Genomic DNA, 21,748 nt, shown 5'->3' with positions numbered 1-21,748 from the left:
GGGTCTTTACTCCTCGTCAAACAGCGTCGAGAGATCAACGCCGGTTTTGTTTTTAATGATTTCTGCCTTGAGGTCCGCGATATAGGCATTTTTTGCCTTGGTCAGCAGCGCCATAATATTGCTTTTTTCCTCAAACTGGCGCTCGAGATGCTGCAACCGCTCTACGAGTGCCTTGGCCTCCTCCGAGGCTTTGGAGAGGTCGTAGTCCTCCCCGTCTAGGCGCAGGATCGGCGGTGTACCAGTCATCAGCTTTCCTTATCTTTCAGCTCAGCCTTCAGGCCCTTCACATAAGCGAAATGGGCCGTCTGGCAAACCGCCAGCTCGTTCTGTAGCGCCATGATCTTAGCTTCCGCAAATTGCAAACTTGCGACGGCTCCCTTCGCAGCATCGCTCAGGTGCGTGGCATCATACTCGACGCCGTCAATCACGATCTTTGGGCTTTTAGGCGCATCAGGCGGTGCGGCGCTATCTGCCACCACATCGCCGATAGCGTCGCTGACGATCTCTGTAATTTCATTATCCTGAGCGGGCTTCGCTGTCTTCTTTCGTCTAGCCATGTCTTTATCCTTTTCTTTGATGATGATTTGAAAGCGCCTCAACCCAAGCCAGCTGCTTGGGCAGACAAACGGTGTTGAGGTCATAACCTGTGACGGCGGCACCCCTTGCAGCAGCCCCAAGCCGCTCTCGTTTGTTGGGATCGTCTAATAGTCCACAGATCGACTGAACAACACCCCCCACCGAAAAGAAATCAACCAGAAGACCGTTTTCGTCATGCTGGATTACCTCGCGCAAGGGTGCGGTATCACTGGCTACGATGGCCGCGCCCGCACTCATTGCCTCAATCAAGCTCCAGCTCAGTACGAAGGGATAGGTCCAATAAACATGGACGGTAGAGAGCTGGAGGAGCGATAGGAAATTGGCATAGGGCACCTGCCCCACGAAATGCACCCGCGCCCAATCCGCGTCCGGGATCTGGCCCCGTACCTCGTTGATGAACACATCCTTCCACGATGCTGCGCCGTTCTTTTCAACGGTGGGCTTTGCGCCATAGCTAACCCCGTCGCCGCCGACGATGATTACTTGGGCCCTTGGGCGCTGTTTCAGCAATTCGGGCAGCGCGCGCAGGAAGATGTGACAGCCACGCATGGGTTCGAGGTTACGGTTGACGAAGGTGATCACCTCATCGTCTCGCGACAGCGTCAGTGGCTTGTCCGAGCCGGTTTGGCGCAGCTTGAGGCTGACATTGGGGTTTGGCTGGATCGCCTGCGTGTCGATCCCGTCATGCACCACGGTGATCTTTGAGCGGAACGGCTCCGGGAAGGTGCTGGCCTGCCAAACCGTCGGCGCGATGGCAGCATCAGCGACATCGAAATGCATGTAATTGTTGAGGTTCTTGAGCCTGAGGCGGCAATTGTTGCCCGCCACATCCTCAACCGGAAACTCAGGGTCGAACCCGGTATCCGCGCCCTCAGCCAGATAGAAGAACTCGCAGAAGATGCCGAGCCTGGCCTGCGGCCAGACCTCCTTCAGAAACAGGCTTTCGCCCCAGCCGGGATGGGCGATGATGGCATCGGGTTCAAACCCCTGCTCCTTGAGTTTGAGACAGGCCCGAAACGCGCCTTCGGCCCGGATGATCTTGGTTTCAAAATCCACCACCCACGGATGTGTGCCGGGTGTGGAGCCTTGGGTCACGCTATATGGCACCAACTCTACGCCCTGCCAGCGGGTTTCCTTGACCTTTTGCATAGTCAAAGCAACCACGCGGTGCCCGCCTTTGGCCAGCGCAGGTGCCAGATGCTTGAACTGACCGGGGAAGTTTTGGTGGATGAAGAGGATGTTCATGGGTGGTTTCTTTGACTTTTCTGTGGGTGCAGGCGTGGCAGATCGAGACTTGGCAGCGGTTTGGAACAGACGATTGGCCGCGAACCCACGTTCGGTTAACCGCTTCTGTGCCACCGGGTCGCGATGCATGGCCTTGCTGCGGTAACGTTGTAGCGCCTTCAGCCCCTCATGCCGACCCGCAGCGGATGCGTTTGGCAAGGATATGGCAAGCGGTGCCAGATCATAGGCTGCGCGTTCTCTGACTTCTTCCGGCATGGCGGTTTTGGTCAGATAAGCCTCTGCTGGCTTGAATGCCCGGTTCAGGTTGAGGCCCATCATATAGCCACCCGGGTCGCGCAGCTCAAAGCTGCCGACCTGCGTTTCAATCAGCAGAGGGAAAAACGGCGCAATTTCGGGATAGACATGGTTGGGCCAGGCCGTGACCGACCAATAGCTTTCTGCAATCTTTGCGAAATGGCTGTAATCCTTGATTGCAACAAGGCCAGAGGCCTCGAACGGCAGGATCTCGACTTTGGGCTTGCTGGGTACGACCGTATCATTGGCAACATCGACATAAAGCGTGCCGATCTGAAACGCGTTCTGGAAATAAGATCCGCGCAGATCCCCCCAGACGCGGCGCATCTCGCCACCGGCCGCCAGGAACCCTCGTAGCGCCAGACACCCGATCAAGACCGGCCCTGACAACTGATTGGCATCAACGGTCCCCACCAGCTTTTGAACGGCCTTCGAAATCTCAAGGCATTGGCTGAGCGGATAAGATTTCCCATATTTTTGTGGCGATGTGGCTGTCAGTTCAAAGTCAACCTGCCGGCGCAGGTCCAACAAGAAGGCCTCAAGCGCGGGCAGCACGGGCTGCAGAAACTTCTGTGTCAGCCGGGCAGAGAGCGCCGGGTTTTTAACCCCTGGCTCGGCCGGGAGCCATATCTTGTTACCCTTTGATACCTGCGCAAGGGTCATGCGGGTTTTGCGGCATTTGGTTTGGCTGAATGATCTGGTTTCATGGCGGTGCCATCGACAAAGCGCAAAACCCCAAGCTTCAATAGCCAGCCGAGGCCCCGGAAAACATGCGCCCGCCGTTCTGCGGCGATGTCGCGTACCAGATGAATCGCAGGCGCCGAGCCTTCAACCGAACGGGTAAGGACCATCCTGACCTCCTCTATTGAGGGCAAAACAAGTTTCGCGAAATTGACCATTGCAAGGGCCCGCATCGCCTCAACCTGCTCGCAGAGCACATTGGCATCTGGGACAGCGGCTTCCAACTGGGTTGTTTTTGTCAGGATATGCGTAGGATAGGCTTCAAAAGCGGCAAATGGGTCCGGCCTGGCAGGCCAGCTTGCCCTGATGGCCGCACTGCCCGCCATCCGCGTACGTTCGGCGTTCAGTTCCGTCCAGAGATTTTCATACTGCGGGATGATACGCGCCCAATCATAGACCTCGCATGCTCGCGCTTGCCCGGCCGCTCCCATCTTGCGCCTGAGGCTTTCACTCTCAAACAAAGCCGTGAGGGCTGCGGTGGTCGCCTCAACATCGACAGCGGTCAAGCTGCCAACATGACCGATGTACATATCATAGGAATCATTCTCAAGCGCATGACGCAAAGCGAGATCGCCGCCCAAGCCGGCACCTGGCATAATGGTGGGAATACGAAACCCATCTACACCATGCCGCACCGTATCCTTGCAACCGTCCCAATCGGAGACAACGACCGGCAGGCCCGCGGCCATGGCTTCGATCGGAGAAATCCCAAAGGTTTCCTGAATATTGTCAGATAAGGAACAGAATACATCGGCCGAGGCCCAGGCCTTGGCGCGCTCGTCAGCGTTGCGACCATCTAGGGTAAGGACACGGACGTTGGGGCAGAGCTTGGCTGCTGCGGCATTGAAGGCCTTCTTAATGGATTCGTTTCCATGCCAGCCGCATTCAATGAGCGTGACATTCTGACCTGATCGCCGCGCTGCCTCCTCTAACGCCAGATACATCGGAAGCGGATGCGCCTTGGCGTGAAAGCTCAGGCGCCCCATGAACATCACCACAAGAGTATCATCAGCAATAAACAAGGCTCGCCGGACTTCTGCACGCGCCGCCCGGCCGAAAACGAAGTCAGCTGTATGAATTCCAAGCGGAATAACCGGTAACTTAGGTAACACTGTCCGCGAGGCACCCAAACGATCACGAAGGTTGTCGGCTTCACGTTCTAGCAGGAACTCGACGTTATTCTTGACCGCGGAACTCGTGCAAATCAGTGCGTCCCATGGCTGAACAGGCGCCGTAACAAGCTGGGTGATGCTGTCCATCGCACGTGCACTGCTCGTGGTATGCGTGATACCGCATAGGCTCCATGCGCCATGCCCCCAAAAGCAGCGTTGCCGTGCATGCTCTGCAATGCCAGGACCGGGATGATAGACGACACCATGATGACGCAAGTTGCCAAGGTTAGACTTTTCGACAACAGCCACCGGCTCTTTACGATTTAGGCTCTGAGCAGCATCTGCAAAGCTTTGCGCATGGGCGCGTTCCATAACCTGAACAGCAAACTGCTCTGCACGGCTATGCTGCAACAAACCGCGTAGGAAACTTTCGCCGGCAGCGTTGCGGCCCATCAGCTTGGGGCCGGTCGTTGTATACGCTTCTGGGTGGTAGAAGATTGCAGCGTTCATAGCCTCCCCCCAATATGACCCGACGAAGCTGACAGCAAGAACGGGGAAATTATACTATAAATTTTGGCCGCGCGATTTTCAAAACTATGATCTCTACGCACCAAAGAAGACACTTCCAAAAGTCTTCTTCGATCAACATCATCAAAATCTTCAATTCGTTTAAACGCCGATTTAAGCTCATTAGCATTACGCGCGAGAAAAACACAACTCTCATAATGAGCACCTAAATGCCCTATCATGTCCGAAATAACAGGAACACCGCATGCGAGTGCATCAAAAATACGATTATTCAAGAATCCGTGTTTACGCATAACATCTAAATGATCATTCAGGACTACACGCGCACTCCGGTAATATCTACCGAGATCTTTATTTTTTACACGATGCCCCCTTATAATTCCATCGGGCAACCCCTCCCAATTAGGTCCATACACAGTAATAGGTAAGGCAGAAGCAACCGCTTGTCTGACTAAGCCGCCATAGCGACGCTCCGGATGCTGCACTCCGACAAAAAGAAGCTCAGAGCTAACCTCAGGTTCACATGCTCCCGGATGAAAAATATTTGTATCAGTACAATGTAAAAGAACACTTGTGCGCTCACCAAAACCGGAGGACGCAACGTTTTTAGAAAACTGTGTAGAAGCGACAAAAATATGCGTCGCTGCACTCAACTCACGCTTGGACAGATTTGGCCAAGAAAAAAGAATCCAAAAGACGCAGGTATTGCCTTCTGAGGCAGAATAAGGTTTAGGGCCTCGCAAAACAAGTTCAATCTCACCTGGCACGCGCCTAGTATACCACTGATCCACGCAATCAATTCGAACACGAAGGCCTAGCTTCTCAAATGCAGCCTTTAACGAAACGCCAAAATGGTATTCGCCCCAGTTCTCCTTTACAGCTTCTGTGGCAGCCGGTATCTTTATAGCAAGGTGATACTGACCTTTATTTTCGAGATTGGGCAGATCAAAATTTACCGCTAATTTATCATTGGATGGTGCATCCTCATCTGAAACACTCCAGCCCACACTCGATTCAATGGAAAGCTGTCTAAAAACAGCTGCTTCTCCATAATCGTCCAGCGAAACATTGACCCACTCTTTTACGATAGCATTATATTTCTCAGACAGAACACCACTAAACGGATCCAGTCGCTCTATTACGGCAAGACCAGTCATAGCGCAGTCAAGTACCGTTATTTTCAAATCTGGCCGGTGTTCTCTTAGAATTGGTACAATCTTCCAAACGTCTCCCGTCCAATCGCCAGTTCTCCTGCGATCCCAAACCCTCTCTGCAGCAGCATAACCTATCGGAACTATATCATGAATTACTATCACACCGCCAGGCGCCATAAGCTTCTCTACGTTGATAAAATCTCTGAGCAGCGCCTCAACTAAGTGCAAACCATCCAGGAAAGATAGGTTAATCTTTCCCGCTAGCGCCTTCAAAAAATCCGACCTGAAAAACTCATCACTAGTATCCTGAAATAGCAACAAAGATGGTTTCTTTGCAACAATATCACCACGAACTTGGAAATTAGGATCCACACAAATCGTGTTACAGTCGGCCAACAAGGCGCTCTCGCCCTTCTCTGTTCCTATCTCTAGGTACCAATTAGGCCTTAGATCTCTATGTAAATCCGTCAGAACATCCCTATAATTCTTCCCAGTCAGTCTCTTATAGCCCACATCAAACTCCCCTTCGAAGGCTTCTACGCGCACCGGATGAAAAACCTATCAATCACTACTTTTGAAGCTATGGATTTTTGAGGGGTCGGAAATCAAATCAAACGCAGCCTCACTCTTCCCATAAGTAATATTCCTTTTTTTCAAAACGCACTCCAAACCACTAAAAAGAACGCCGTGATCAAAAACAAAGTTTGGAAAATTTAAAAAAATAATATTACATCCATTCAAGGATAGACCATGAATAAGCTTAAAAAATTGAAGTGCCAATAAAGATTCTTGATACTTAAAATCACCAGTCTTCCAAAGCGAGCCAGGATGCGAAAGAGGATTTTTTCCAGCAGCTTGAGCTTCAGAAAAAACTCGCCGCCTTGCTTCGGCTGCATCAAAAAGATTGCGAACAGGAACAATAGCTAACTCAATAGGAAAGTCTGGATACATCTCTAAATCATCAGAAATCCAAGGCGACTTAATAAATTCTGGCAAAAAAGTATCACTCAGGCGTCGCTCTAAGCCAGCATGACTTATGGTATCGGGTGACCCCAGCGCATAATCAATATCATAGCCTGTATCGAGACCTAAAGCAGTGAAATACTGCATTAGGAAAGTGGTGCCACAGCGCCCAGTCCCACTTATTAGGGTGTGTTTCTTGCAGATTGAGCTATTATCACTCACAGTTCAACTCCTCCCAATGCAGCGCCACCCGCAAGAACGAGCGGTTTTCGCAAAAATGACCCTTTTGGAGCTTTAAACAGCGGCATTCGGTTCTCCTATGCCGCCACGAAGTTCAGATACTTGCGTGCTTCTAGTTTAAGATCATCCCCAGCCACACTCCGCTTCATTGCAAAGGCCCAGAGGTCAAACTTCTCGGGTCGCCGGATCGTGGCAACCGCGCCAAACCCTGCAGCACGCAATGTTCCTGCCAATACCGTTTGCGTAAAGCCAACATGGTGGGCCATGTAAAGGTTGCCGCGCTGCATTGAACCTCGATGGCCGAAGACAATATCGAGCGGAGTGATTGGGCCAGCGGGCGACACATAAGCCGGATCAAGAAGCTTATCTTCCGCGATCAACGCGGCGACGGATTGGAGATCCGGACAGGTTATTATCGCAAAGCCATCAGAGTTCAGCACCCTGTGAAACTTTCCAAAGGCGACCGGCACCTCATGCGGATAAAGGTGCTCCACGTTGTGGGAAGAAAACAGCGCATCCATCGAACCTGTTTGAACAGCCGACATATCGGTCATGGTCCCAATGATGTCAGGCTCTACACCTTCATCGATATCAAAACGCACCTCCTGCCATTCATCTGACTGAAAGGCAGGAAGAGTTTGATCCTTTCGCTTTGGACCGCAGCCTATGTGGAGTAGCTTCATACGAAGGGGTGATCCGTTAGCTTGTTCACGTGAAGATAAAACTGGTTTGGTCTAAAACATCAGTGGACTCATAGCTTATGAGGGCAAGGTACTGAAAATCAGCGGCGCCCCCACTGCCCGCAGTTGAATCATCGATCCCTTCGTTCCTATACAATGCGAGCCATGATTGAGTTGTCGAGGCATCATTATCCAAGTCATCGGCCTCAATGAGCACGATCAGGCTTTCCTGATCCAACAAAGATGTAAGGTCAAACGCATAATCAAGAGGTGGAGCAAGAGAACCCGCCAAAGTTGGATCAATGTTATCCATACCGAGGGCTGTTCCAGTTGCCTTCAATATTGCTGCTGATGAAGAGATCGCCGAGCCTTCCACTGTGGATCCACCAGCCGCGCCCCAAGAAGAATCTGTATTTACAACACTTATAGAAGCCAATGTACCATCAAAACTTCTGCCTGCGCTTAATGAAAGATTTGAAATTTCAATTCTATCGCCGGCAGACGTATCAAAATTAGTAATATTTTGGTAACCTGAACGCGTTCCAAACGCCGGTGAACCAGTAACAATCTGATCTCCTGAAGTGTTGTCTACAGTGAAAGTACTTATTATGTTTGTTGTTGGAGCAGTTCCTAGATCCAAGTTATTAGTTGGATCTATATCAGCCAATGAGACACTTGAAACCAAGCCAATCTGCGTAATCGTCATGTCATTGGGATCTGCTCCGTCGAAAACTTGATAGATTTTCACACCATCAGTTCCAGAGGTTTCGCCAACGGCCAGGACAAAGTCCAATGGTGAAGGCGTTCCTTCAGCTGCGAATTCTTGGCCTGATCCAAATAGGCTCGCCTCCGAAATATCGGCTGTGCTGACGTCGGCAACACTTAAGTATACAAAGCGACCGTTAACTGATGCGAGCGTGATTTCTCCACTGCTACCCTCTGCAACGGCTGTACCGGAATTATATACGTCATGCTGGTCAGTAATCGAACTAAAATCCAGCACATCGCCATCAGCAGCGACGAAATCAGTTATGGTATCCAAGCCATTCCCAGACGACGAGAAACGAAACACATCGGAACCCGCTCCGCCTGCCAGCCTGTCGTCACCAAGACCACCATCAATCACATCATTCCCGGCACCACCGCTAATGGTGTCATTGCCCGTACCTCCCGTCAGAGCGTCATCGCCAGATCCACCAGTGATTGATGTTGCGAATCCACTGCCTGAAGCTGCAGTGACTGATAATGCGCCAGTCAATGTACTCGCATTTACATCACCTTGTAAGTTGACGACGTTAAATGAGCCGACTGCATCTGCATTAAATTTAGTCAGGGTTAGAATATTCCCATCAGCCATCTGAGCGGCGTCTACAGTGACCATGCCCAACGCACTGTCATCATACCGGATGGTTGTCGATCCAGTGCCTGTAATAAATTTTGGGACACCAATGCTTACGAATGTCTCACCAAGATTTATGTTGCTGGCACCAGTTAATTCGACTTCCTCTACACTTGAAACGTTGGAGAATACGGCGTGAAAATTGCCATCGCCACCCAAGGTCGGGATAGTATTTAATGCTGACGTAAATTTAATACGGTCGGTTCCATCCCCACCTTGCACTGAAGATTTAGAGGCTACACCTATGGCGTCATCATCCACGAAAATGAACACATCATTACCGATACCTCCAACGAGCATATCTACGCCGCCATTACCATCAATAACGTCATTTCCCGAGCCACCGAAAATATAGTCATTTCCGGTACTACCCGTCACAGTGTCATCACCACCCTGCGCATAAACAATGGCATAATTAAGGGTGGTTAGTCCGCCAGAGATATCAGCAACGATGGTATCATTTGTATCAGTCGCTCCACCGATGTAAACGTGGGCGTCTAGATATGTATTCACACCAGTGTTGGTTTCTTGGATCGCCACATGTCCGACACGGACTGTTGAATCTGCCGCATCAATATCCGCAAGTGCAAATGTATAATTGGTGCTCGCGCCCACGTTGGTCGATTGCGTGTAGTATGTGGTGCTATCATTTCTGATTGGTGCTGTGTCCCCTTGGGTGAAATACGCACGGTGCGGCCCATCACCTTGCGTTGTGATCCCGGTGCTTGAAACCGAAATCAACGAAATCGCCAGAGCTGGCGCTGCGGTTGCAGTCGCGGTTACAGACCCACTTCCGTTATTCGTGAGTGTCAGGCCCCCGGTCACGCCAGTGTCTTTGACATAGACGTAATTGGTCACACCCCCGGATGTCCAAGAGATCACATAGCTATCGGTGTCAGTGGGATCGACGGTCGCTGTCAGTCCTGACACGGCGCCAAGCGATGATAAATCGAAGCTATCTTCAGTGATGTTGAATCCTTCGATCACATCCATCTGACTGATTGTGTTGGTTGTCGTCGTGTCACCCGTGTCCGTATATTTAAATACGTCAGCCCCAGCACCGCCGGTGATGGTATCTGCACCGTTCGTACCGATGATGGTATCGTTGCCGTCTAGACCGTTGATGACCGCGCCGGTGATGTCGTTGCCATCCACGGTTATACCAGACAGGTTGATGATGTTGTTTGAGGCCGTTCCGTTTACCGTCAGGCTTTCCCCGCCATTGTCGCCAGTTCCGACGATCTGCATGGTCTGCCCGCTGAGTGTTTGCGCGTCAAACGTCGTTGCGACACCATCTGCCAACAGAATGGTTTCAATATTGGTGATGCTTTGAACGCCGGAAAAGTTCGTTGTAGCCGTTACTGACAGCACGTCGCCGTTGTCATTGCCGCCGTCATAGATTTCCCCAGCGGCAATATCCGCTGTGCCATTCACGACCAGCGTGTCATCGCCATCACCGCCAAGCAGGGTATCCTTGCCCCCACCGCCGGTCAGCGTGTCATTGCCAACACCACCGGCCAGTTGGTTAAACCCGTTATTTCCGATCAAAACATTGGGGCCACTATTTCCGGTCAAGTCGATATTGTTGGACGAGGCCGTCAGATTATCGATCCAAAGAATGGACGAGATATCTGTGGTTGACCCTGTGGTCAAAGTGACGTCATCACCTAGAACAAATGTTTGCCCATAAATATTCATCAAGGCCAGATCAGTCGGGTCAATGGTCACCAGATCATCACTGTCATCCAGTGTGACAGAGTTTCCACCGATTTGTGTCGTCGTCCAAAGGCTCCAATCTGTCGCGGTGCCATAAACACCCGTCAGAATAATATCCTCGGTTGGGGCGAACTTGATACCTTGCGCGCTTAAAGCAGAGAATTGGTCCGTGTTGATCGTTATCGTGTTATCCACGCTATCATTCAGCACCATAGCCGCGCCACCGAGCGCAGTGGTGCTGTAATTGGCGGGGGTGGCAAAGACACTGGCCAAAACTGCCTCGGTGGCGGCGATGGTGATCGTGTCATTGCTGGCAAACTTTGCGCCGCCTGTGCGCATATTGTCTGCATCCGTGACATCAATGGTCACGCTATTGTCGCTATCATCCAGAATGATCGTGGCATTGCCCTGCGCCAAGGCCGTGTAGTCGAGGCTGTTATCAAAGACACCTTTGACGGTGACAACATCCTGCGCGATTGCCGAAATATCGCTGAGGGCGATGCGTTGGCTGATCGACATGGTCACGCTTTGCGCGCCGGTATCGGTGCCAAGATCCATCTTTTCAAACGCGGTGATTGAATCATTGGAGAGGTCGACATTTCCGGTGCCCGTCACGCGGATTGTGTCGCCATTCACATGATCGCCGCCCTCATAGGTTTCAAAAGCGGCATCGGTCGCGGCTGAGATGACCACTATATCGTCACCACCACCCAGCGTGATGGAATCCGCCATGGAAGACCCTTCGACGATGTCATCGCCAGTTCCGCCCGTGACTGTCCTGTTGCCTGCCACCATGGTGAAGGTGTTGGTGCCATCGGCCAAAACATAGGCTTCAACCCCGCCAAAGCCGGTCGCGATGCCTGCATTCGACAGGGTCACGATATTGAAGCCGCCTGCGCTGGTGATCAGCGCGTTTTGCGCCACGGTCATTGTGGCATTGATGTTTTCGTCAATGGTGATGGTGTAGTCGGCATCCTGATTGCCATTTACACCCGTGATAACAGCAGTGCTCAGGTCAACTTCCGACCCCAGATTGATGGACAAGCTTGTCGCAGCGGTGCCGTTTATGACCGCATCCATTGTCGGTTGAACTTGAGTTGTGTATTGCAGGATTGGATCAGGATGATGCGACGCTTGTTTCTGATCAAGGACGAATTGCAGCGCATCAGCCGCAGTAGAGAACTCTGGTGACGTTACATTGCGTTGCCAACCCAGTCCGTTGTCAAAATAGTCATATGTGGCAACAAAGGCTGTCAACGTGGGGCCAGTGTCGATCACAACGTGACCTGACCCAGTCGTTACATCTTGACTCGCGAAGGCCAGCGTAAATCGCTGATCACCCCCTGCAAGAACATAAGCTTCGATAGAGCTGATGCCATTCGTGTCCGCCGCATCGGAAAGAGTAACGATGTTTGACCCGGCCGCGCTGGTGATCAGCGCGTGTTGCGCGATGGTCATTGTGGTCGTGCGGGCCAGATCAAGGTCATAGCCCACCGTTCCCCCCGTTGCGGTGAAGGTAGCGGCGCTGATATTGGCGCCATCGGTCACCACGACCGTGTTTGTTCCGCCCATCAGGTCAGATGATGATGACACACCTGTGATCACCTTGACGGTGTCATTGCCCGCGCTGCCAGTCACGGCTTGACCGGTCGCCGACAGTTGCACCAATCCGGCTGCGCCCGACACGATCTGCGTCATGCTGGTGTCCGGCGTGACATAGGCCGTGGAGCCGCCCATAAGCTCCAGCCGCTCCACACTGGTGATCGGCGCTTGGGTCCCCAAATTGACCGCCGTGGTGATTTGGGATGCGATCCTGATCGTGTCTGTACCGCTATCGCCACGAACGGTTAAATCCCCCAACACATCCGAAACGGTTGCGAACAGCAGCAGATCGTTGCCGTTGCCGCCACTCAAACTGTCAGCACCAGCGCCGCCTGTCAGAGTATCATCGCCATCGTCGCCCCTGATCGTATCGTTCAGGCCACCGCCGACGATGACGTCATTTCCTGATGTGCCAAGCAGGTCATATTGCACGCGGCCTGTGCCGAGTGTTGCGTGATATTGATCAAAGGTGACAACGACATCACCTGATCCGAGCGTGCCATTGGCATCCAGATCGACGGTCAAAGTTGTGCCGCTGAAGGCTGCAGCAGTTTGGCCCGATGTGGTCGACGCCCCGCCAAGGGTTGTATTGACGGCATGATTAAAGTTGGCCACGCCGGTTTTGACCACGCGCAGAATGTCCAGATCAAACTCGAAGTTGTAGACGTAATCTTGGCCGGTCAGATGGCCATAGGCATTCGCCCCGGCAAGCTGCGAGGTGCCCGCACCCACGATAACGATGTCTTGCGCGTCATCGCCCGTGCTCCAGGTTGCCAAAGTATAGCCCAGATCAATCAGGTTTTCGCCAGTGCCGCTGACGACGGTATCAGCGCCCGTACCAGCGAACAGAAAGTCACCAGCGCCACCAGTCAGATAATCGTTTCCATCAAGGGCGTAGATATAGTCGATATCAGCTGTCGTGGTTAACGCTCCGTTGTTTCCAACAGTCCCGTATATGTAATTGTAAGACCCGCTATTATCCAACGCAGTATTGCCATATTGCAGCTTAGCATTTGCTGTTCGCGGTGAAACTGTACTCCAACCCGACCGTTCGAGTAACTGATTGGCCACGACAATGCCCTCAACATCGCCAACAGTGGCTGCAGGATCATCATCATAGATAATCAGCGTATATTCCGTTCGGGTTGAAGTCCCAAAATCTGGCGATCTCTCAACAGTGAAGATACCCGTCCGGACGTCGTATGATCCGTTGAACACTTCGAATTGTTCACGGTGCACCGCGTCGTCACCAAAACTTCCGAAGGTGCTGGGAATCGGCAGCTGCGTATATCCAGGTTCAAAGTAGGTAATAAAGTTTGCGCCAGCAAAACGATCATTTATCTCAACACGTTTTGACGAAGCTCGACCAGATGTCGTGATAAACTCATCACCGCTCAATGCGAAATTTGCAATTGTCCCACCGACATTGGCATTATCCCAACGGAGGTTCTGTACACCAGCAGATGTTACAAAAGGACTACCGGCTGCGACCGCTGAACGAACCGGAGTCTCAAACTTTTCATCAATAAGCATCGGCGATACTGGATTCGAAGCAGCGAGATAATTATTTCCGCCAACAGTCATACCCGTTGCCGTGGCTGCGGCATTGCCCTGCAAGAATTTCAGCTGCTGTGCGCCTTGGTCAGCCCAAGATTCAACAATCACCTGCTGATCCATGCCGTCTATGGCAGACAGGTCGTCATTCACAACTACAATTTCATGGCTGGAGGCGCCAACAAAGGTGATTGACGTTGCAGCATTCAGCTGACTTTCGGTCAGCGTGATTTTTGAATGTGCAACAATTGAGTAACTCCCTTGAATGTTCAAGCCAGAGAGATCAAGCGTACCGAAGGTATAAAGGACATCGGTTATTCCCGATGTCGTATCGAATGCGATCGCATCAGAAGGATCAACATCGCTCACGTAGCCAGTACCGACGTCAGGATAGTTATATCCCATCAAAGCATCGAGAGTGGCGTTTACATCTGCCAGTTTTGTTGCATCTGCGGTCGACAGATCACCGACCATAATCACGGTATCAATGGCACCATTGTTCGCAGAAATGGTGTCAGCTCCTTGCCCCCCCCAGAGGACATTGGAACCATCTTCACCAATCAGATTATCGTTTCCGATGCCCCCAAGAATGGTATCGCTACCACCACCACCGTAAATGGTGTCATTCCCTGCCCCACCATCGATGCTGTCTGCGCCTGTCTGCCCCGTTGCCGGATCTACGAAGTCATCCCCGTCCCCACCGACAATCGTCGTATTGCCCGTACCAGACCAGTAGATCGTGTCGGCCCCATCGCCGCCAGACACACTCCCACCACCACTGCCGGCATCGAGCGTGTCATTTGCAGAGCCGCCGACCAGCGTATCGGCATTGTTCGTTCCGGTTGCGTTGATAGATACGGTTGATGCGCTGCCCTGAAGGTTTAGGCTTGCCGCCGTTGCATTCGTCGTGATCGTGATGCCAGAGGCGAATGCTTCATTCGTCTGCGCACCCAGCGTGACGGTCTGCGCGGCGGTTCCTGTCAGATCGAGATTCTCGACCTGGATGACATCTGCAAAGTCAGCATCGGCAAGTGTGAGAGCGGTAGACCCCGTATCCATACGGATCGTATCCGTCTCAGACCCGCCGATCACGGTGAAATCGGCTGCAAGCTCTGCCGCTGAAGCGAACACAAAAACGTCGTTTCCGGCCCCGCCATCAAGACTGTCAAGGCCACCGCGCCCTGTGATGACATCGTTGCCAGTTCCGCCCGAAATCGTGTCATTAACGGAACCGCCGGTGATCGTATCCGCCGCGTCGCCACCCGTGATGTTGAACGTGGCATTGGTTTCGGCCGAGCCGTCCCACGTCAGCGTGCCAGTGGTCAACGCAGTACCGTTTACTGTGAGAGACGTGCCGGCAATCAGCATTGCATTCACGGTCGTCACAACAACGTCGGTTGTGGTGTTGCCCAGTATGATCGTCTCGATCCCGGTGACATTGTTCAAATCATCCGCCGCCCCGTTGGCATCGGTGAACGTCAACGTGTCGCTGTGGCCCTCGCCGGAGATCGTATCTGCGGACGTCAGATGAACGCCCAAGACAAAGGTGTCATTCCCAGCGCCACCTAGCAGGCTGTCGTTACCCGCTCCCGCAGTGATGCTGTCGGCCCCGACACCACCGTCAATGGTGTCATTGCCCGCGCTGCCGATGATCGTATCCGCAGCACCACCACCCGTGATGCTGAACTTGCCGTTGGTTTCTGCAGCACCGTTCCAGGTCATCGTCCCCGTGGTCAGGGATGATCCGTTCACCGTCAGCGTTGCACCACTGGCGACCAAAGCATCCACTGTTGTCACCACGACATTGGTGGTCGTGTTGCCCAGCGTGATCGTTTCGATCCCGGTGACATTGTTCAACTCATCTGCTGCGCCGTTAGCATCGGTAAATGTCAGCGTGTCGGTATTGGTGCCATCGTCGCCACCAGTGATCGTGTCAGCAGATGTGAGATTATCGGCTAAAACAAAGGTGTCAGCATCGTTGCCGCCTGAGAGATTATCGCTCCCGGCGCCTCCGGTAATTGTGTCGTTGCCGGCGCCACCAATCAACGTGTCATTGGCGGACCCTCCGGTGATCGTATCGGCATTGTTGGTACCGGTCACATGGGCTGTGCGGGTCCAGCTTGCATTGGACGCATCAAAGTTCAGGCTGGTTGCGGTCGCAGCCGTGGTCACAGTGATCCCATTTGCAAAGGCTGTGTTGGCGTTGGCTTCAAGTGTCACGGCTTGGGTTCCTGTGCCATTCAGCACAAGGTTTTCAAAGCGGATGACCTTTGCGAATTCGACGTCGGAAATCGCGACGGGCGCTGAGAACATCAGCGTGCTGCCATCATAGCGGTCAGTGTCAAAGCGGAGGGTATCAACCCCGTCCCCACCATCCACCGTCACATCAGCTGCCAGATTCTGGGCGGCTGAAGAAAGGATCGTGTCGGTCGTGGTATTCGTTTCAACCTCGCCGACAAGGGTCGTGACCACCTGATAAGAGGTCGAATAGACAACCACGTCCGCACTAATGCCCGTAATAATCGAGTCTGCGCCGCCTACGCCGAAAATGGTATCATTGCCCGAAGAGCCTACGATGGTGTCGCCCGCGTCACCGCTGAACACCTCAAAACCTTCGGATTGGTTGGCCAGGCTTAGATTGATGGGCGTTGGCGTTTGGACACCGTCCACGATGGTGACTGCGCCAGCCAAGACAATCGTCTCCATCCCGATGAGACGGACTTCACTGATATTGTTCAGGAAGGTGCTGGTCTCGGTGACCAACAAGATGTCGGAACCACCACCCCCATCAATAATCGCGTTCCCACCGCTGACCTTGATGTCACGCACGGATACGCGTGTGGGGATGCCCGTTTCGCCATCCACCAACTCAACAGTATATCTCACATAGGCATCAGCCAATACGAAGGTATCGTTTGTTCCGGTCTTGGTTGTGTTCTCGACTGTTGTGCCAAGCGCTCGACTATCGGTGAACGTGAAATTCGTCCCAACCAGATTGAGCGTAACCTGCGGTGCCGACACCGGGGTGTCACCATCATAAATCTTGGTAGGCCCATCATAAACACGGAAATAAGAACCTGCTGCCAAATCACCCGATACATTGCCCGAAATCAGTATCGGATTTATGACGTCCGCCAGAACACCATCGTCCAACGCAGTGTCGGCTGTTGGCGTGGCACTGTCCCTGACATTTGTAACCGTTGGGGTACGAATAACGACAGTTGGAGCTATGCCGTAGTTATAAACGTCTTGCTCACCATTATATATCCCGAAATCAGCAGCACGCAGGCGACCATCAACCTCAGCAACAAAGATAGCCTCAGAATTCTCAACCATATTGTCGCTTGAAGCGACAAGGTAAACAAATGTTTCGTCATCCGAATGCAGCGCAAAATAACCGTATATCCCACCCGAATTCGCCGTAAATTCTACCACCGGCAAATAGCCATCGCCTGCGTCTGCATTCTGGAAAAAATCCAAGAAACGCACACCAGTATCATTGACGCCAACAGTCGTGTTTAAGGTCACACCATTTCCGGCGTAACTGTCAGTCAAAACGTTCAAATAGGCGTTTACTACCCCATCATAGGTTGCATTTCGGTGCTCCCGCGTCGGAGACGGATCAAAACCCAAACCTTCGATTGGGATCGAGGCCGCAATCATCGCACCGCCAATAATCGGCCCGACAAACGGGATCGCAAACATCCCACGACCGGCGATCGCCATGCCCAAGCCAATGAATGAACTGGTACCGTCTGCGCCAGTTCCACCTTCCCAATATGCGCCACCGTCTGCCGCATCATGGGTTGCGTTATTGCTCGCATAGGAACCAGAGTAAAACGAGTTATAAAGGTAGTTAATACCACCAGATTTTGCCTGCGCAGCTGTATAGTTTGCGTCGACATCCAGCTTCAAAGCTGACCGTCCTGCTCCCCCTGAATAGAACGCGTCAATGATCTTCTTGTTGAGCATAACAAGATCACGATCTTCGGCTGAGCCAGTCGACCGTGTAAATCCAGAAACATAATGCTTGCTGCGGCTACCATCAAACTGATCGACGTAAACGCGATCGTTACCGCCCTGACCAATGGAATAGTAGTTGGTGCTCGCGTTACCATAGAGCCAATCATTGCCAGCACTGCCAATAAGTGTGTCGACACCGCCTAAACCACGGGCGACAATCTTACCCTCATTGTTGACGCGACCGCCACTTATGTCGATACGCTCAGCCTCATTTCCAATTGTATCGACGACATAAGCGCCACCAGCGCCATTGGCACTTCCAAGACCTTCGATGACTGCTGTGCCGTTCGCCAGCACACGCAAATAATCGACGCCTGCAGTCCAATCCGTAATCCGGTCGGTACCGACACGTGTCACAAGATCTGGGCTATCAGAGGTGTCCAGCCGCGAAATTTTACCAGTATCGCTTGAAGAAGAAGGCGCGGTTCCAGAAAGCCGTCCCGCGAAAGAGGTCGTCATGATGACGTCCCCTTTGGCGCCACTCACGACATTGCCCACGCCAAAATGGTCGGAACCGACACCCCCAGTTACCTGGTTGCCCAAATTATTTGTGATGACAATCGTGCTGTAGGTGCTTGTGCCTCCAAACAGGTAGTCATTTCCAGCGCCAGCCTGCAACGTATCGTTACCATCAAATCCATATAGGGCTGTATGGCTTATCTGCTCTGCTGTTCCGTTCCGACTGGTGGTCGAACCTGTGTTTGCGTTGACATCGTTTGCGTTGGTCCCGAGATAGACCTCGTTAAACCGATTATATGTCCGCGATGTTTCATCCCGGACATAAAGGCGTAGGTGTCCATCAATTTCATCAGTTTGCTGAGCAACAAGCAGATCGTGATTATGATCCACCGCAAGAATGGATGTTGTCGAGAACCGATAAGCCGCACTTTGTTGCTCGGCTGTTTCCTCAGTCCCATTCCACTCTTCAATAACTGCAGCGCCAGTAAATACGTTCCGGGAAGAGAAGTTAATCGATCCGAAGGAAGCGTGCAAAAATGTGTCCGGCGAGGAGGTCATATCATACGTGCTGAGATCGATGTTCTCGAATCCTGCGCGATTGTACGACGACCCAATGTCCCCCTTGCCAAGATATAGGTCGACGTCATCCCCGGTACGAAACTCCGAATATGTCAGACGCTCAACTTCACCGTAATTAGTACCAGGGTTGGTGGCCCAACGAGAGGCGTCGCCACCCTCTATTTCAACAACGTTCCCCGTCGACAAAGCATAGGCCTTAACCGAATTGTCAAGTTCACGACGGATGGTCCAATAGGTGACGATACCCACATCAGGATCATCAGTTACAATTACGCGGTCAAATCCATCGCCGAGAATAAGGGAGGAGTCACGCGCAGCAGTCTCGAAGGTAACGAGATGGTTGCCAATATCGGCTTCAATAACCCTAATTGACCCATCAGTTGTAAAGCCGAAGTGATCCAATTGATAAAAGTCAACGAGGTTCGAAGCATAGGCTGAAACGTACTCCACGTTGCGCAACGCCATGACGTGGTCACCAGACTGACCAAAAACCACATGGTCCTGATTTTTCGGGAGCGCGGACGTTGCATTATCGAACAGGTCAACCATAGCCGCGCCAGTCCGAAACATGGTCGGCGGTGTGTTAATGATGACCAAGTCATTTGCAGCGGATTGTCCGCTGAACAGTCGCTCCCAAGGGAAGATGACATCTCCGAACCCATTAAATATCCACCACAGATATTCGTCAATGTCGGAACGAAATACTGCCATCTTTTTCTACCTTTTTTATTTTAGAATACAGATAGTTGGGCGGACCCAAGTTATGCACTTAGGTCCGCCAGGTATTTTGATCACGCGATAAAGTTGTTACCGGTGAGCGCATCCGACTGCACGCTATTCAAAACGGCTACGAGTTCGATGGAGTCTGCATCATAGCTGAAGTTTCCGGTCGACGGCTCATTCGACTCGAAGTCAAGCCCATCACCTTGATCAACAGTGATATTGTAGATGTACGCGTCCGAAATCAGGCCAGTGCCGTCATCATCATACATAACGAGCGAGTAGTTGCCATCAGCGAGCTGAAGGAGCGAATTACCTGCGCCATTGTTACTCAACAGACCAGCCACTGACTCGAGATTGGTATAATCACTCAACTGGAACGTGGCACTGCTGACCTCGATTACCGATCCACTAGTTGCACCGGACAGGATGGTAGAGTTCAGAGTCACATTGTTGAAGAACGCACCTCCAGACATATTCACGACGGTGCCGCCAGACGTCACCCAATCAAGATTGAGCCTGTCAAAACCCGAACCTGCACCCGCCGTGAAACCCTCGATCGTCACGAAAGACTTACCAGGTTCCACAAGACCATCAGAGCCTGCGGTTCTCCACTCTGAGTTCGTGTCTGTGTTCGTTCCAGTGAACCGAAGATCACCTGAAATCGTGGCGTCATTGTCGCTTACCGTTACAGTCGTATCGTCTCCCGAAACGGACTCACTATCAGTCAATGGCGTAGTGGTGGTTATATTCTGCGCCTTATAGGAGGCGAAGAAACCATCCAGAACCGTTCCACCAAGTTGGTCGACCGACGACGACCCAGTCTCGGTATCAACAAGATCGTTCACGATGACAGAGCCGCCGTTCATCACACGCACGGTGTCGGCACCACCAGATCTGAGGTCGATAGTGAGGCTGTCCCGAGCTGCATCGTCTGGGGAAGTTGTGATCGTGTCACTACCAGTACCGCCAACCACGGAAACAATCCCGTTTCCGCCGTTATAGGCCTCAAGATCCAAGGTCACGTTGTTCGTACCATTGGCCAGAACCAAAGTTTCGAACTCAATCACATTGGTAAAGTCAGCGTCGACAATCGTACCGGCCGTGGTGAACTCCAGAGTATCAGCAGTGGTCTCGCTATCGCCGGTAAGCACGTCTGCACTGGTCAGATCGTCGATATCGATCTTCAAGCGGTCGTTACCTGCTCCGAGGTCAACAGTATCGTTTCCGACCCCAAGGAAGACGGTGTCATTTGCAGCGCCGCCAAGGACACTTAAGCTTTCACCATTGTTGACCGCAGAAGCGTTCAAGTTGAGTGTCTCGGCACCTTCCACAATGTGGTTATCGAAGCTGGATGCGTCGATGAACAGGTTCACACCATTGTCGAAAGTCGACGCCAGCGTGATGGAGACATCAAACCCATCTGCATCTTGATCAGCCAGCTCCAGTGTCTCGACATTCGTGAAATCGGCATCGAGGGTGAAGGAGATCGGCGCCGTTACATCAACACGCACCTTGTCCGCATTACCACCACCATCGACCGTATCATCAGCAGTGAGAGTATTCGTCCCATTAAACACGATAAGGTCATTGTCGGCGCCCGCATCGATGTTGTCATTACCAGTGCCAGCGTAGACTGTGTCGTTCGAACTGCCTGCATTTACCACGTTGCTACCTGCGGTCAAAGTCAGGGTGTCGGTGCCATGACCAGAAATAATCGTATCATTACCGGCACCACCTGTGATCACATCAACCCCATTACCACTAGTGATCGAGAAATTACCATCAAGCTCAGCAGAACCATTCCAGTTCAAGGTACTCCCAACGAGCGCGGCGCCATTTACAGTTAGCGTAGCACCCGCTGCGACCAGGCTATCAAGTGTCACGACCTCTGTGTTGGCATTGCCCAAGGTGATCGTCTCAACAAGAGTTACATGGTCCAGATCGTCGGTCCCACCACCATTGTCTTGGAACGTCAGAGTGTCATTGCCATCTCCGCCCGTGATCGTGTCGTCAGCGGTCAGATTTGTGGACATGACGATCGTGTCATCCGCTGCACCCGTCGAGATGTTGTCATTGCCAGAGCCCGCAGTGACCGTGTCATCACCAGCATCCGTCGTGACAGTGATGCCCGCGGTGGTG

General features: G+C 52.3%; 9 protein-coding genes. All 9 read right to left on the bottom strand.

Annotated elements, in window-relative coordinates; genetic code table 11:
• Window positions 1-6: 6 nt before the first annotated feature.
• On the bottom strand, window positions 7-246 hold the full coding sequence (locus C7964_RS16700; RefSeq protein WP_110280793.1) for a DUF6447 family protein: 240 nt from the start codon (window positions 244-246) through the stop codon (window positions 7-9).
• On the bottom strand, window positions 246-557 hold the full coding sequence (locus tag C7964_RS16695) for a DUF6447 family protein (protein ID WP_220000191.1): 312 nt from the start codon (window positions 555-557) through the stop codon (window positions 246-248). The genes C7964_RS16700 and C7964_RS16695 overlap by 1 nt, the downstream gene beginning before the upstream one ends.
• Window positions 558-561: 4 nt before the next feature.
• Window positions 562-2,667 (bottom strand): glycosyltransferase, encoded by a 2,106-nt coding sequence (locus C7964_RS20365; protein ID WP_353652426.1) that lies wholly within the window; start codon window positions 2,665-2,667, stop codon window positions 562-564.
• Window positions 2,668-2,795: 128 nt separating this feature from the next.
• Window positions 2,796-4,499, bottom strand: coding sequence for a glycosyltransferase family 4 protein (locus C7964_RS16685; RefSeq protein WP_110280792.1), 1,704 nt, complete (start codon window positions 4,497-4,499; stop codon window positions 2,796-2,798).
• Window positions 4,496-6,184, bottom strand: coding sequence for a glycosyltransferase family protein (locus tag C7964_RS16680; RefSeq protein ID WP_181417226.1), 1,689 nt, complete (start codon window positions 6,182-6,184; stop codon window positions 4,496-4,498). Before C7964_RS16680 ends, C7964_RS16685 begins: the two co-directional genes overlap by 4 nt.
• Window positions 6,185-6,232: 48 nt before the next feature.
• Window positions 6,233-6,856 carry a hypothetical protein gene (locus C7964_RS19785; RefSeq protein ID WP_146214887.1) on the bottom strand — a complete coding sequence of 208 codons (624 nt, stop codon included), beginning with the start codon at window positions 6,854-6,856 and terminating at the stop codon, window positions 6,233-6,235.
• 95 nt (window positions 6,857-6,951) lie between these two features.
• Entirely contained in the window at window positions 6,952-7,428 is a 477-nt protein-coding gene (locus tag C7964_RS16670) for a class I SAM-dependent methyltransferase (protein WP_286164019.1), read from the bottom strand.
• Between the two features lie 154 nt (window positions 7,429-7,582).
• Window positions 7,583-19,597, bottom strand: a complete 12,015-nt coding sequence (locus C7964_RS16665) for a beta strand repeat-containing protein (protein ID WP_110280788.1) — start codon at window positions 19,595-19,597, stop codon at window positions 7,583-7,585.
• A gap of 80 nt (window positions 19,598-19,677) precedes the next feature.
• Window positions 19,678-21,748 (bottom strand): beta strand repeat-containing protein (locus C7964_RS20040; RefSeq protein WP_181417225.1); only part of this gene is annotated, 2,071 nt, incomplete at its 5' end.

The sequence above is a fragment of the Loktanella sp. PT4BL genome, assembly GCF_003201935.1.
Lineage (GTDB): Bacteria > Pseudomonadota > Alphaproteobacteria > Rhodobacterales > Rhodobacteraceae > Yoonia.
Note: the sequence above shows the minus strand (reverse complement) of the source record. Positions and strands in the feature narration are given on the sequence as shown.